At 63.9% G+C, this 13,074-nt stretch carries 24 protein-coding genes; 13 read left to right on the forward strand and 11 right to left on the reverse strand.

What is annotated here, in order from left to right; genetic code table 11:
- The first annotated feature begins 43 nt into the window (after positions 1-43).
- The 9 genes from NO366_RS07895 to NO366_RS07935 all read left to right on the forward strand — a co-directional run bounded on the left by NO366_RS07895 (position 44) and on the right by NO366_RS07935 (position 8,140).
- Positions 44-3,199 (forward strand): bifunctional DNA primase/polymerase, encoded by a 3,156-nt coding sequence (locus NO366_RS07895; protein WP_256533781.1) that lies wholly within the window; start codon positions 44-46, stop codon positions 3,197-3,199.
- A gap of 69 nt (positions 3,200-3,268) precedes the next feature.
- A complete protein-coding gene (locus NO366_RS07900) occupies positions 3,269-3,598 on the forward strand; it encodes a hypothetical protein (protein WP_256533782.1) in 330 nt (109 codons plus the stop codon).
- Positions 3,595-4,206: a hypothetical protein gene (locus tag NO366_RS07905; protein WP_256533783.1), complete on the forward strand. Its 612-nt coding sequence runs from the start codon at positions 3,595-3,597 to the stop codon at positions 4,204-4,206. The genes NO366_RS07900 and NO366_RS07905 overlap by 4 nt, the downstream gene beginning before the upstream one ends.
- Positions 4,207-4,614: 408 nt before the next feature.
- Positions 4,615-4,770 carry a hypothetical protein gene (locus NO366_RS07910; RefSeq protein WP_256533784.1) on the forward strand — a complete coding sequence of 52 codons (156 nt, stop codon included), beginning with the start codon at positions 4,615-4,617 and terminating at the stop codon, positions 4,768-4,770.
- A gap of 219 nt (positions 4,771-4,989) precedes the next feature.
- Entirely contained in the window at positions 4,990-5,418 is a 429-nt protein-coding gene (locus NO366_RS07915) for a hypothetical protein (protein ID WP_256533785.1), read from the forward strand.
- The gene (locus NO366_RS07920) at positions 5,415-5,702 is read left to right on the forward strand and encodes a hypothetical protein (RefSeq protein ID WP_256533786.1); all 288 of its coding nucleotides are present in this window, start codon (positions 5,415-5,417) and stop codon (positions 5,700-5,702) included. The genes NO366_RS07915 and NO366_RS07920 overlap by 4 nt, the downstream gene beginning before the upstream one ends.
- A 2-nt stretch (positions 5,703-5,704) precedes the next feature.
- The gene (locus NO366_RS07925; RefSeq protein WP_256533787.1) at positions 5,705-6,325 is read left to right on the forward strand and encodes a hypothetical protein; all 621 of its coding nucleotides are present in this window, start codon (positions 5,705-5,707) and stop codon (positions 6,323-6,325) included.
- Positions 6,322-6,633 (forward strand): hypothetical protein, encoded by a 312-nt coding sequence (locus NO366_RS07930; RefSeq protein ID WP_256533788.1) that lies wholly within the window; start codon positions 6,322-6,324, stop codon positions 6,631-6,633. The genes NO366_RS07925 and NO366_RS07930 overlap by 4 nt, the downstream gene beginning before the upstream one ends.
- Before the next feature lies 1 nt (position 6,634).
- Complete coding sequence (locus NO366_RS07935) at positions 6,635-8,140, forward strand: phage tail family protein (RefSeq protein ID WP_256533789.1); 1,506 nt, start codon at positions 6,635-6,637, stop codon at positions 8,138-8,140.
- A 34-nt stretch (positions 8,141-8,174) separates the two neighbouring features.
- On the opposite strand, the gene NO366_RS07940 is transcribed toward NO366_RS07935, so the two are convergent.
- From NO366_RS07940 to NO366_RS07990, 11 genes are all read right to left on the reverse strand, one after another.
- A complete protein-coding gene (locus NO366_RS07940; RefSeq protein ID WP_256533790.1) occupies positions 8,175-8,432 on the reverse strand; it encodes a type II toxin-antitoxin system RelE family toxin in 258 nt (85 codons plus the stop codon).
- Positions 8,425-8,847: a type II toxin-antitoxin system HicB family antitoxin gene (locus NO366_RS07945; protein WP_256533791.1), complete on the reverse strand. Its 423-nt coding sequence runs from the start codon at positions 8,845-8,847 to the stop codon at positions 8,425-8,427. Before NO366_RS07945 ends, NO366_RS07940 begins: the two co-directional genes overlap by 8 nt.
- A 147-nt stretch (positions 8,848-8,994) precedes the next feature.
- A complete protein-coding gene (locus tag NO366_RS07950; RefSeq protein ID WP_256533792.1) occupies positions 8,995-9,237 on the reverse strand; it encodes a hypothetical protein in 243 nt (80 codons plus the stop codon).
- Complete coding sequence (locus tag NO366_RS07955) at positions 9,224-9,655, reverse strand: hypothetical protein (RefSeq protein ID WP_256533793.1); 432 nt, start codon at positions 9,653-9,655, stop codon at positions 9,224-9,226. Before NO366_RS07955 ends, NO366_RS07950 begins: the two co-directional genes overlap by 14 nt.
- Positions 9,655-10,110: a hypothetical protein gene (locus tag NO366_RS07960; protein ID WP_256533794.1), complete on the reverse strand. Its 456-nt coding sequence runs from the start codon at positions 10,108-10,110 to the stop codon at positions 9,655-9,657. The genes NO366_RS07955 and NO366_RS07960 overlap by 1 nt, the downstream gene beginning before the upstream one ends.
- Positions 10,103-10,309 (reverse strand): hypothetical protein, encoded by a 207-nt coding sequence (locus tag NO366_RS07965; protein WP_256533795.1) that lies wholly within the window; start codon positions 10,307-10,309, stop codon positions 10,103-10,105. Before NO366_RS07965 ends, NO366_RS07960 begins: the two co-directional genes overlap by 8 nt.
- Positions 10,306-10,551 carry a hypothetical protein gene (locus NO366_RS07970; RefSeq protein ID WP_256533796.1) on the reverse strand — a complete coding sequence of 82 codons (246 nt, stop codon included), beginning with the start codon at positions 10,549-10,551 and terminating at the stop codon, positions 10,306-10,308. Before NO366_RS07970 ends, NO366_RS07965 begins: the two co-directional genes overlap by 4 nt.
- Positions 10,548-10,709 (reverse strand): hypothetical protein, encoded by a 162-nt coding sequence (locus NO366_RS07975; protein WP_256533797.1) that lies wholly within the window; start codon positions 10,707-10,709, stop codon positions 10,548-10,550. The genes NO366_RS07970 and NO366_RS07975 overlap by 4 nt, the downstream gene beginning before the upstream one ends.
- Positions 10,706-10,942, reverse strand: a complete 237-nt coding sequence (locus NO366_RS07980; protein WP_256533798.1) for a DUF7389 domain-containing protein — start codon at positions 10,940-10,942, stop codon at positions 10,706-10,708. Before NO366_RS07980 ends, NO366_RS07975 begins: the two co-directional genes overlap by 4 nt.
- Positions 10,939-11,073 carry a hypothetical protein gene (locus NO366_RS07985; RefSeq protein WP_256533799.1) on the reverse strand — a complete coding sequence of 45 codons (135 nt, stop codon included), beginning with the start codon at positions 11,071-11,073 and terminating at the stop codon, positions 10,939-10,941. Before NO366_RS07985 ends, NO366_RS07980 begins: the two co-directional genes overlap by 4 nt.
- Positions 11,070-11,663, reverse strand: coding sequence for a DUF8118 domain-containing protein (locus tag NO366_RS07990; protein ID WP_256533800.1), 594 nt, complete (start codon positions 11,661-11,663; stop codon positions 11,070-11,072). Before NO366_RS07990 ends, NO366_RS07985 begins: the two co-directional genes overlap by 4 nt.
- A 162-nt stretch (positions 11,664-11,825) precedes the next feature.
- Between NO366_RS07990 and NO366_RS07995 the strand changes: the two genes are divergently transcribed.
- The 4 genes from NO366_RS07995 (at position 11,826) to NO366_RS08010 (ending at position 12,874) form a co-directional block, all read left to right on the forward strand.
- On the forward strand, positions 11,826-12,044 hold the full coding sequence (locus NO366_RS07995) for a winged helix-turn-helix domain-containing protein (RefSeq protein WP_256533801.1): 219 nt from the start codon (positions 11,826-11,828) through the stop codon (positions 12,042-12,044).
- Positions 12,045-12,210: 166 nt separating this feature from the next.
- The gene (locus tag NO366_RS08000; RefSeq protein WP_256533802.1) at positions 12,211-12,339 is read left to right on the forward strand and encodes a hypothetical protein; all 129 of its coding nucleotides are present in this window, start codon (positions 12,211-12,213) and stop codon (positions 12,337-12,339) included.
- 30 nt (positions 12,340-12,369) lie between these two features.
- Positions 12,370-12,705 carry a zinc ribbon domain-containing protein gene (locus NO366_RS08005; protein ID WP_256533803.1) on the forward strand — a complete coding sequence of 112 codons (336 nt, stop codon included), beginning with the start codon at positions 12,370-12,372 and terminating at the stop codon, positions 12,703-12,705.
- A complete protein-coding gene (locus NO366_RS08010) occupies positions 12,698-12,874 on the forward strand; it encodes a hypothetical protein (RefSeq protein ID WP_256533804.1) in 177 nt (58 codons plus the stop codon). The genes NO366_RS08005 and NO366_RS08010 overlap by 8 nt, the downstream gene beginning before the upstream one ends.
- Positions 12,875-13,074 lie beyond the last annotated feature (200 nt).

Consider the following 13,074-nt stretch of genomic DNA (forward strand, 5'->3'; position numbering starts at 1 on the left):
ATCCCGACGCCGTCCTGCGGTTTCTCGTCTGGAGGTGTTCGGCGTGACCGTCCCGCCGGCCCGTCAGTGCACCCTCCCGCACTGCGAGCGCGAGGCGGTCGATCCCACGCAACGCGTCTCCCTCTGCGATTCTCACCAAGACGCGGTCGCCAGCGATGAACCTATCACGTCGTCCGAGAAGTCGACCGATTCGGACGCCGCTCCGGAAACCTCTCCAGATACAGATACATCACTCGGCGAACCAGTCGATACCGTCCCGGCACCGCTCGACGAACTGGGCGAGGCGTTCATCCCGTTCGACCCCGGCGAGAAGGGCGCTCGTCGCCCCCGGACGCCGGAGAACCTGCTCAGCCCCGCCGACCCCGTCCTCGAGGCGTACCTCGACGTCGGACACAACTACGGCGTCGTCACGCGCGGCGACCTGGCCGTCGTCGACGCGGACGAACCCGATCGACTCGACGGTCTCCTCGACGCGCTCCCCGAGACGGCCTGGCAGGTCTCCGGATCGCGAACGAGCGAGCACTGGTTCATCTACGTCCCCGGGCTCGACGAGGACATCCCGCTGATCGACCCCGAGACGGAGGACGAACTCGGCCACGTCAAAGGGGCCGAACAGTCCTACGTCGTCGGACCGGGATCGCTCCACCCGTCGGGCAACCGGTACGGCCCGCTCCAGGGCGACACGATTGCACCCGTCGACGAGGACGAGCTCCGCGAACTGATCGAGCCCTACCGACCGGCGACCCCCGCGAAGCGAGACCGGGATACGGTCGACTGGGACGCCCTCGACGGTGACGGTGGCGACGGGACCGACCTCTCGGTCCACGACGTCGTCTCACGTCGACGCTACCCCGAGGGTGAGCGGTGCGAACACCCGCTTCACGGGTCCGATACCGGCGCGAACTTCATGGTCGACGAGGGTGGCGACACCTGGCGCTGCTGGCGTCACGACTGCACCGGGAACGCGCTCCACCTCGTCGGCGTCGAGCAGGGCGTCATCAGCTGCGGCGACTGGAATCACACCGGGCTCGAGACGGACACCTGGCGCGAGATTTTCGAGGCGGCCCGCGAAGCCGGGTACGACCTCCCCGACTACGAACGCCCCGACGGTGACGACGTCGAGCACACGGCCGTCATGCTCGGGTCGCCCCGCCGCCGCGCCGCGGTGAACGGGTGGGATTGGACTGCCGACGATCGCGACGGACTCACGCTCGACGAGGTACGCGACCGGACCGTCGACGCGATCGTCGACGCGATCGAGGGGCGGACCGATACGCTCCTCGAGGCACTCCCGGGCAGCGGGAAAACGACCGGCGCGCTCATCGCGACCGAACAGACCGGCGAGAAGGCGACGATCGCCGTCCCGCGAGGGAACAACGAGATGTACGGCGCCGTGAAGACGGAAGCCGAGCAGCGAGGCCTCAGCGCGAAGGTACTCCCTCGCGTGTTCGGTGACGACGACGGAAACGGCGGGTGTCCGACCGCAACAGGTGAGCACGGAGAGAGCTGGAAGAACTCCTTCGAGCGGTGGTACTTCGGCGGGAACGCAACCGGTCAGGAGATTCACTCCTACGCCGCCGAGAACGGTATCGAGCTCCCGTGTCAGGAGGACGGCGAGTGCCCACACACCGCTGCCTGGCGGTTCGATCCCGACGACTACGACGTCCTCGTCGGCCACTACAACCACCTCCACAACGACAGCGTCACGAAAGGCCGCGTCACGTTCGTCGACGAGTACCCTGACGACTACGAACAGGCGATAACCGATCCCGCACAGTCGGTCAGTCACTTCCTCGCGTCGACGGACGAGCTCCCGTTCGACGACTACACCGACCTGCTCGAGCGCCGCACCGAGCCCGAGCCGCGCGCTGATGCGCTTGCCTGGTTCACCGACAACCTTGGTCGCGACGGCCGCCAGGCGTTCGACGACGATGGGGACGCACTCGCCCCGCTGGCGACGTTCACCATCCTCGCCGGCGAGTCACTCGGGAACGAGTTCGAACGCGCTCGCTTCCCCGCGGCGTGCGACGACGCCCACCTCGGGCTGTTCGACCGCGAGGACGGCGTCGTTCACCTGCTCATGCCGCCAACGACCCCCTACGCGCGGAACGTGATCGCACTCGACGGGACGCCGACCCCGCGGCTGTGGGACATCACCCTCGGGCGTCGACTCGAGCACACGGAGGTCCTCAGCGACGAGGAGAAGACCCGATACGTCACCGAAGCCCTCGGGGTGAACGTCGTCAGAACGACGGACGCCGTCAAGTCCTACGCGACGAACGAGGAAAACATCGAGCAGCGCGTCACCGTCGACGAGGACCGGACCCTCTTCGAGGCGATCGCGAACGAGCACGGCGAGAGGCCGGAGCTGCTCACCACCAAGCGTGCGAAGGACGTCTACGACGAGGCGGGTGCGCTCGACGACGTCGCAGGTGTCCGATGGCACGGCGACGTCCACGGTTCGAACGAACTTGCTGACTGTCGCCTCGGCGTCGTCGCCGGCGCCCGCAACTTCGGCCCGAAGTGGGTCAAGCGGTGGGGCGCATACCTCGGGGAGACTGTCGAGCCTCGGTACCCCGGCGAAGACATCCCGCTCGAGGCCGGCGTCACTACCGACTACGGCGAGACTGGCAACGATCTCGCCGAGCACATGACCGTCGCACAGACGACCCAGGCGATCTTCCGGTTCGGGCGCGACGGCAACGGCGCCGTCGTCTACGTCCACACGAACACGCTCCCCGACTGGATGCCCGCGAGTGACGACGCTCGCGTCGTTCGAACCCGGGCGGACGGTGAGCGTGAAGTGATCGCCGCCGCCCAGGCCCTCGGGCGGGAGTTCACCACGGCCGACGTCGCCGCGGAAGTCTCGATCTCCGAGCGACAGGTTCGGACCCACCTTCACCGGCTCGCCGATCGGGACGCCCTCGACGTCGAGATTGAGGGCTGTGGATTCGTCTGGCGCGACGATGGGCTTCACCGGCTCAACGAGCACGGAGAGGTCGAGCTCGAGCCGGTCGACCTCGACGAGCTGACCGACGAGGAAAGTGCGGAAGTCGCCCGTATGGAATACTATTGGTGGAACTTCCGCACATCGGGACTGTCACTGTCGGTTCGCGGTCCTGGAGCAGCGGCGTCGGGCTCGACCGCCGATTACCTGACAGGGAACGGAGGTGACCCACCGCCACATGACGCCGACTGACACCGGCCGACGGCGAGATCCACGCGCCGCCGTGAGCGGACGGTCTCGAGCTACTCGAAGCCAGATACCATGACACACTCACACTCCAAAAACACGAAATACGACGACGAGGAGTTCTTCGCCGTTCTCCTCGCAGAGTTTCGCACCGGCGACGACTGGGTCGGAACGCATCAGGTGACTCGGTACGTCGGCTGTGGGATGCAGACCGCCAACCGCCGGTTGCTCGAGTTAGCCCGCACCCTCCCTATCGAGGTCTACGATCCGAAGGCCGGCGACGGGGAGGTTGTCGCTCCGGACCAGATCGACGAGACGGCACGCCGCCTCCTCGGGTTCCGAATCGAGCCCCTCGACCCCGACACGGCACCGGATTCCCTAGAAACCGAACACAAAACGCTATGAGTCAGTCAGACACCTCACCCGACTCGCCCGGATCGCTCGTCGAGGAGTTCTCGGAGACGGACACCCCATGGATCTGGTCGATGGCGGTACCCCATGGACCCAGTCATGTAGCGAATACCCCATGGACCCCGTCGGTGGTAGGCGGGGAGGCGTCTCCACCCGTCGACGAAGAGGAGCTTCTCGACGAGCCGATCGATGACGTCCCGAAGCTCTTGCCGGGGTGGTACTGCAACGCCCGGCGATCCGACGACGGCGTGTTCGTCGGCTACTGTTCGAACCGAGCGGGGAAGGGGACTGACCACGTCGGCGACGGCCGCTGCTCGTTCCACGGCGGCGCTGCCGACAACGCCGGGCGGGAGAACGGCAACTACGTCCACGGTGCGTACTCGCGGGAGTTCCACGCAGCGCTGCTCGGATTCGTTGAGTCTGAACACCCGGGCACGATCGAGGCGGCAGACTCCGACCCTGTCGCGCGCCGGCGTCTGGGTCGATACCTGGCGTCATTTGCCCTCGAGAAGTTCGCGCGATCGGAGGACCCGCGCCACCTCTGCGAGTTTGAAATGGCCCTCGAGAATTTCGGCCTGCTGACCGCCGCTGGCGGAGAGTAATATACCTGCCTTAGAAGACGTCGAGGATGTGGACGCAACTCCTAACTCCCTCAGCCACGAGATGTATTCATGGACGTCTCTTTTTCTGACCTCGATCTCCCTTGGTCTGCGAAGTGTTTGCTGAAGGTGATCGACTCGTGTGGTGGATCGGTAACCCGGTCGACTCTCCTCGAGCGTGCCGATATGCCGGTGTCGACACTCGATCGGGCGCTGGCTCAGCTCGAAGCCGACGGTGTCGTCCGGCGTAATCGAGACCCTACCGATCTGCGGTTCGTTCGCGTCGAGATCGTCGAACCTTCCGAGTGGCAAACCGGGGAGTGAAAGGGAACACGGTCAGGCGAACGCCCACCCGTTCACCCGGCAGTTTGGCACCATACGGATACTCACACACCTCCACACTCCGAATGCATGTCACAAGTAACACAGCAACGAGACCGAATCAACGTTGCACTCCGACGGTCGACGTACAACCGGTTGGAGGACTTAAAGGAGTATGAATCCACGTCGTTCAACGATCTGATCGCGGGGTTGATCGACGAACACGAATCCAGGCAGGGAGTGTGATGACGACTTTCGGATCGGGGGCCGAACGATTGGGGGATCCCGTGACCGATGCAGTCGACGAGCTGGGCGAGGGTGACGACGTCCCGGGCGACGCCTTAGAGGAACTCCCATGACGCGGCGCTCGAGGTGGGAGACCGAGCGCGCCCTGGAGGCGTTCGCCGATCCCGACGGCGGTGACGCATCCACACCTCCGGGACCAGCGGAGAGGGGTTCTGAACCATGACAAACGTCTACGAAATCGACGCGACCGACATCACGACCGACGGCATACTCGTCCCTCGAGACGTCGGCACCGACGCGAACGGTGACGCCGTCGACGCTGACGCCTACACCTGGGGCTCGCGCCATCGGGATCAAAAGCACGACTGGGCGGCCAAGCTCGTCAACGTCGACGCCGACGAGGCCGTCGACCTGGAGGCGGCGATCACCACCTCTGACGACATCGACACCTTCCAGGAGTATGCCCTCGCCGGCGACGCAGGTACTGCGGACCCAGGGAACGTGAACGCCGTCCCGGCCACCGTCGCGCTGATCGACGGGATAACGGTCGCCGCAGCGGTGAACGCACATCTCACGGCCGATCCGGTCCCGACGACGGGGACGGTGAAGGTAGTGTTCAACAGTCGGCGCTACGGAGGAGACCGATGAACAACGGCGACGATCTCGACTCCGACCCTGACAGGGGCTCCCGCCAGGACGTCCCGGACGAGGTCCTCGAGGAGCTCGTCGAGGAGATTCTCGATCGGCTAACGGCTCGGGTCGCCGAGGAGTTCGGCGACACGGCCAAGGAACTCACCGATACCCAGGGCCAGGTCCTCGACGTCGTCGATGAACACGCCGATCGGCTCGACGAACTCGAACAGCGCGTAACTGAACTCGAATCCTCACCCGAAACGGACCAATCGGACACCCGCCAGCGAGGTGTCTACTGACCATGACGAACGTACAAGCAGAACCCACGACGGAAGTACAGACTGACGACCACCACCCCCAGGACCTGCTCGAAGCGGCTGGGGGCTTCACGGTCGGCGGAACGGGCGAGCGCTTCGCACTTCTCATCGAGTGGGCGCGTCCGGTCGCCCATCCCCGAGATTCCATCCAGGAGCTCCACGTCAAACTGAGGAGCAAGCTCCGAAGCACCATCCCCGGCGGGACGAGCGGTCGGATCGACATCGAGGCGCTTGAGACCGACCAGGACCGGACGGTGATCGTCCTTTCGACCGACGGTGATGGATTCCCATCGCCCGAGGCGGTACTGGGGGTGAATCGCGCCATCAGACGGTACAACAAGGAGGATAACCGCACGCGGGATCCCCTCCGATCCTCGCTCGCGAAGCTGGCGCGAAGCGGGGAAGAGAAGCCACGGAGTCATCCCAAAGCGACCCGAGGGGTCGATGAAGACGAGTGGGAGCGGGCCCAAGAAGTCGCAGCCGAATGGGAGTCGATGCCCGACAGTGCTCCCCAGCTGCACCATGAGGACGTCAAGATTCTCACGCTGCCGGCCGCTCCCGTATCGATCACGACGTCCCGCGACGCTGGAGGTAACTTGCGATGAGCGATCCCGACGCCGTCTCATCGGTTTCCTCGGTGACCGAGACGTCCGACGAGGCTCTCCCGCCCGAGAAATTCCCGAAGCCGCCAAACGTCGAGGAGATGACCGATGATCAAATCGGCGAATGGTACAAGAATCTGCTCTCGCCTGTCGAGCAGGCGAAGCATCGACGAGCGGCCGAGAAACTACTCGAAGGGGGTCGCGATCCGACGGAAGCAGAGTACCGGACTCTCATGAACGAATTCTTCGCCGACCTTTCGACGCCAGCCAATCTACGACGGCTTGAGGCGAAGCTAAAGGAGGTACGATAACATGGCAACTGTGGGGGAAGTCGCGCTGAGGTTCAAGGCAAACGGCGCGAAAGACGCCGTTCGCGCCGACCGACGGGTTCGCGACTCGATCAAGACGACGGCGAAGACTGCCCAAAAGGAGACGGGGAAAATTAATCGGTGGCAAGAAAGGCACCAGTCGGCCATCCAGGCGATCGGCATCGCGACAGCGGCGACGATGGGGGCAATCCTTTCCGCCAGCCCAACCATGCGGGCCGAACTCTCCGGCATCCGGATGGCGTTCTCGCTGTTCGCCGATACCGTCGTTCGGGACGTCCTTCCGGCAGCAGGAAGTCTCACAGATATGGCGTTCAACCTGCAGGACGCGTATAGTGACCTTCCGGATCCGGTTCGGGAAGCGATCAGTACCGTCATCCTCCTGGCGGGAGCAATCGGGGGGATCGCAGCTGCCGCCGCGACAAGCAGCTGGGTGTTCAGCGCCTTGTCGGGGGCGATCTCCGTCATCAGTGGAGTCGCAGCGACGGTCGCAGGGATTCTTTCCGGACCACTGGTTCTGGGAATCCTCGCAGTTCTGGGAGCTGCCGCGGCCCTCTACGTCGCATGGACGAACAACTGGGGAGGGATTCGAGACACCACTGGCCGCGTCATCAGCACCATTCGCGACACGATTACTGGTGCGTTCGAGCGGATTAAAACTGTAGTCACTAACGTAATAGAATTCGTCTACCGAAATCTCATATCCCCGACGTTAGCCTCGATGGAAGAGTTATGGGCGATTCACGGAGAGTCGGTCATGTCGGCCGTCGATACCGCGTTCGGGACGATCAAGTCGGTCATCTCGAGAATTCTGAGCGTGGTCCAAACTGTGATGACCGTATTCATAAACGTCGCTACGGGTCTCTGGTCGAATATATTCGGACCGGTTCTCATAACAGCAGTGAAGAACGCCTTCAGCATCATCAAGACGGTCGTCACCACCGCCGTCGACCTCCTCCTCACGTCGATACGGGTCACAATGTCCCTTCTCCAGGGGGACTGGGAGGATGCCTGGAACGCAATAGCGGGGTTCCTCGACCGGACTGGGGAGCGAATAGTCGAAACGATAACCTCCGTCAAGGATCGAGTTGTCGATACGTTGGGTGCCATCGGATCCGCGGTGACGGACGCCTTCGCGAACGCGTTCAACGCCGTCATTCCGTCGAGTATTAGCATCCCCTCGATAACGATTCCGAACCCGATGCCCGGCGAGAGTGGGTGGACGGTCGGTGGGGGATCGATCGATCTGCCGCAGCTCCGCCAGGGCGGCTTCATCGAACGCGGCGGTCTCGCGCGGCTCCACGCCGGCGAGCGGGTCGTCCCCGCGGCGGAGGTGGGGCGCGGAGCCGGCGGCAATGGAGGCGTCCGGATCGGCGAGATAAACGTCGAGGTCGATGGCGCCGGCTCCCCCAAACGGACCGCCGAAAAGACCGTCGAGGAGATCTCCGGCGCGATCGGCTCGCGCCTCGGCTCCCGGGGTGTGGGCGGATGAGCTACGACAGCATCCGTCTCGAGATATTTGACAGTTACAGGTAGCGATCGTAGACGCGATCTCGGTGGTCGACGACCACCACGAATAGAACATCACCGTCCCTGTCCCAGTCGATTATCGCACGATAGTCACCGATCCTGAGTTTGTAGTAATCGGAATTGGTGAGTTGCTCAAGACGGTGATCTGTCCACTCAGTTGCTTCCTCAACCTTGTTCACGACTCGCTCCGCAACATTTGGTTCGAATGAGTCGAGTTTCTCGACGGCCAGGTCTGAGTACTCGACCTCAGTCATCTATGCCGAGGCGGCTGCGGACGTCCTCGGCCGAGTGGGTGGTACCGGCCTCGATCTGGTGCGCGCCAGTGTCGAGTTCCTCGCGAAAAGACTCCGAAAACTCAAGCTCGCCGGCATCGTGGCCAAGTGCTTCGGCCAGCTGGGCGATCGCCTCGGCCTTGCTCTCGCCGTTCCCTGTAACCCCAGAGTCCGGCTCCTCAGCGAACCACTCGCCGTTCTCCTGGGACAGGGTAATGGGATGGCTGCCGGTCACGGTTTCTAGTACGGCCTCGATTCTTTTGACCCTTTGTTCCAGCCCGCCTACGTCGGCGCTGTCAAACTCAAAGGTGGCTGTTTCCCGGCACTCGAGGGTATCATCGTCCGGTTGATCGTCTCTGGCCTGGCCTCCAGAAAGACGATCCAATAGCCCACGCATACCACGGAGTATGAATGTCTTACGTGATTAGTGTTCCGGCAGAGGAGAGTTATCAATTTATGAGGGGGCGAATACACAAGGAGAAAAAGCCAGGTCAATGGGACGGCGCGCGGTGACGCCTCGATGACGGCGCCGCAGCGTTCTCACCTATTCGTCCGCATCGTCATGACCTGGGAAGCACTTCGCACAGGCGTCGTAGTGCGTCGCGATCAAGTCGGGATCCTTCAGCAATGGGTTCCGACCGGTCTGTCCGCAGGCGGCCACGAGACGCTCCTCGTCGCCACGAAGCGCCGGCTGTTCGACCGGGCGGTGATACGACCGGCCACCGCTCCCGGCGAACGTGAGGACGTCCTCGCGGCTCTCGTCGGCCGCTGGCTCACTCGCCGCCATCGGCACCTCCATCGAAGCGATCGCGGACGTCCTTCCCCGCTGGGTCCTCGAGAACAGGAGCGACCTGGATGAAGCTGTCGACCGTATCATACCACGCGGTTTCGGGGTCCTTCCCTTTGCTTTCCTGCTCGAATTTCGCGCGGAGAACGAGCCGATTCGCGATGTCCTCACTGACGCCCACCAGCGCCTCAACTTCCTGCTCGTGTTCCTTGTGACGGGTGGTGAGGAAAAACCACGCAGCGGCCCGGACGAACTCCTCGACGGTTTCGTGAGCGAGTCGGTCGTCCTCGAGCTCCAGGCGGATTAGGTCGTAGAACGGCCGCTCGAATGTGACGTCGATCGAGACGTCGCCGGCTCCGTCGGTCGCGTAAGTGTCCGTGTCGGTGCTACTGTCAGGGGTGTCGTAGTTCGTACTCATTAGTCTACTCGCGGTTGCTCGTTCGTATACCGGTACTTCCGCCCCCGGTTCTCCCCAACGGCCTCGACGAGGCCGGCGCCGACCAGGTCGGCCAGCCAGTTGCGGACCGTTCGCTCAGTCACCGGCTGCTGGACAGCGGCGGTGTAGCGGTCGTAGATCGTCGGCATCGTCGCGACGCCCTCGTCGACTACGATCCCGTGGATAACTCCGCGATCGCCGGCGGTGACTTCCTCGGGAGTTTCGAGCCGATCGATGAACTTGCGGACGGCAGCCGCGTGCTGGTCACAGAGCACGTCGGCCGTGTAGCCGGGGTTCGACTCGGCGCCGGCTTCTCGATCGCCAGGGTACTCGAGTTCGAAGTAGCACCCGGTCGCGAGCTCGACGCCGCAGACGGCGCACTCGATCGTCTCGTCACCAGTACACGCGGGGCACTGACAGTCGACGGTGTCACTCAACATTGTCGCCCTCCGCGTTGCGTTCGGCCGCCTGTTGGTCGCGACGATACCGGAGACACATCCCCGTGAGAGTCTGTTTGCACTCCAGCAGCGTGAGGACGTCCTCGTCGAGCAGCGCGTTCAGGTCGACATCCTCCATCGCGAGCGTGACCTCACTGAGCGCGTCGGCCGCGCGCTTGGACTCGTCGACGTCGCTCATCGATCGATCGCCTCCAGGACGTCGACCAACACTCGAACGTCGTCGTGGTCCAGCTCGATCCGCGCAGTCGCGCCGTCACCGGCGACACTCAACGCGATCGCGGTCTCGTCGGGACCGAGCGGCGTCAAGTCGGGTGTTTGGATGTAGAGCGTTTCGTCGACGTCGGCGTTCATCGCGACGCGACCGTCGGTGATCGAGACCTCGAGGACCGTCTCCTCGATCGTCGCAGCGGAGGACATCATCGGTCGAACCCCTCACGCTCGACGTGTTGCTCGTACACTCGGTCGGGGTCCTCAGGTGCCTCCGGTTCGTCGGGGTCGACATCGTCGGCCGAGACGTCCGCCGGGTAGTGGTCCGGCGATGACCGCGGCCCGCCGAGCGGGCTACGCCACGCGGTCATGCGTCAACCTCCTCGCCGGCGGGCTGGAGCTCGCGGGCGCCGTCGACTACTTCCGCCTCCAGGTATCGCATGGCGCCCTTGTGCTTCGCGATCGCGTCGGTGAGGGTGTGGCCCTTCGCCTTCACCGTGTGGACGTCCTGGTCGCGGGTGCCGGTGCCGCGCGTCACCTTCGAGGTGATCGAGACGCCCGTATCGGTCCGCTCGACGAGCTGGTCCGCGTCGAGGTCAGTCATTGGTCGCCTCGCTCCGTGACGGCGGTGACGGTCGCACCGTGAGCCGACTCGATCTCCGCGACGGTAGCGGATGTCGTCTGAACTGCAAGGCGAGGCGACAGGCGGACAGTGTAGGTCGTTTGGACCGTCATAGCGATTGAACCCCCGTGGACTCGCCACTGCCGAAGTCGGCCGGTTCGTGTCGTGTCGGAGCCTCGCGTTCGGCGCTTTCGTCTACCTCGCCGGCGACAGGGCACCCATCAGCGTGGGTGAGTTGGTCGCGTCCGATCGAGACGAGGATCTCCCGCTGGCAGCCCGCACACCGCCAGTAGTCGGCGCCCCCCTGGTCGCGCGGCTCGGTATGGCGCGACCAGTCGGCCTCTCCGTGGACGTCCGCCAGGTCGACGACGTCCTCGCCGCCGTCCGTGGCGACGACTTTCGCGGGGGTGTCGTCGACGTGCATCCCGAGCTGGGGATCGTGGTCGACGCCAGTGGGGATCGGCCGGCGCCCCGTGGCGAAGGCCACGCGGCGCAGGTGTTTACAGCGAACGTCACGGTACTCGAAGTCCGGGCACGTACAGGCGCCCTCGCGGGCGTCGACGACGTAGTTGCTCCCGGACTCCGAGATGACGTCGTAGACGTCCGGCGCGCGGGGGAGAACGGTCAGGTACTGCTCGAGGGCGCGGACGTCCCGCTCCTCGAGGTCGGTACATTCTTCGGTCGCGTGGTCGTTTGCTTGCATGGGCTTTAGTCTCCCAAGACAGCCCGGCTCGGGTGTTCCATCACCCGGGCGTTCCACACGCCCCGAGGAACCGGTCTGCCTCTGTTACTTGCTATGTGGCAAGGGGCCTTAACTCTTGCTATGGGGCAAGTCTTTACAAGGGGGTGTCGCAAACGACTTACCATGCAGCAAGGATTATTGGGTGTGAACCGATCCGAAGACGAGTATCTCGACGCAGTCAGGGAATTCGAACCCGCGGCGACGAGTGAAGTAGCTGAAGAGACTGGTGTGACGCGACAGGGGGCCGATTACCGCCTTCGACAGTTGGAGGAGCAGGGGAAGGTGAAAAGCAAGATGGTCGGAAACTCCCTAGTTTGGATGCTCGCGGACGGAGGCGACTGATGACGCGGACTCCTCGCCAGAACTTCGAAAACAACGATTCCAGAAGCCTGGACCAGTTCATTGAGGATAATCGAGTTGGTCTCGAGAAGTTGGCTGCGAGCGACTTGCCGGCTAACTGGGTCGCTCAGGCCCTTCTGGACGGTGAAGAAGCCGACAAGGACACCCAATGAGCGCAACACCCCTCTCCGAAGAGCAGCGGGACGTCTTCGAGCGCCTCCAGGAGGCCTTCCCCGACGACGACGCGATGCAACTACTCTGTGAAATTATGCTCGATCGAGGGCGTGGCAGTGCATGATTTCCTTCACTCAGATCGGGGGAGATCGTGATGGGTGACGCGCTCTTAGAACCCGACGAGATCGAGGAAAAGATCGCAGAAAACCCGGATCCGTACATCGACCTGTTCCTGGAGTCGGGCGATCGGTATATCCGGGTGCTACTCCTCACTGTGATGAAAAATTGCTGCTCCGAGCCTCAGTGGGAGCGGACGGTCTCGAAAATCGAGCGTCGAATCGAGGAAAAACAAGCGGTGACGTCGACCGTGGAGGACGACGGGGATGCGTCGGCGGGGTACTGTCCCCAGTGTGGGACCAGCGTCGATCGAGACGATAGGTTCTGTCGCCAGTGCGGCGAAGCGCTCGAGGCGGGTGAGGCCGATGGCTGACGCGCTCACCTGTCCGGAGTGTGGCGAGGGACTTGAGGGGAACCTGGGCCGCGTCCCAGCGTTCGCGAACGGCGACGCCGTCCGCCTGGCCCTCGAGTGTCCCGGCTGCGCTGCGATGCTCGAGCTCGCCGGCGCCGGCCCGTCGATCGCGACGGCCGAGGCGAGGTGAACGGTGCGCCGGAGTTCGCGATCGGCGCCGGTGGTTACACCCGAATCGCCAGGGGGCACCGACTCGGATGTGACTTCACGCGCGCGCACTTGGCGTCGACATCGCCGAGGGAGTCTTCAGAAACCAGAGTTCGAGAACATGAACATCTCGACCCGGGTCACGGTGGGCACTTTCCGAAAGCGAATTTCCAAAAACGCCGA

Source organism: Halovivax cerinus (assembly GCF_024498195.1).
GTDB classification, from domain to species: domain Archaea; phylum Halobacteriota; class Halobacteria; order Halobacteriales; family Natrialbaceae; genus Halovivax; species Halovivax cerinus.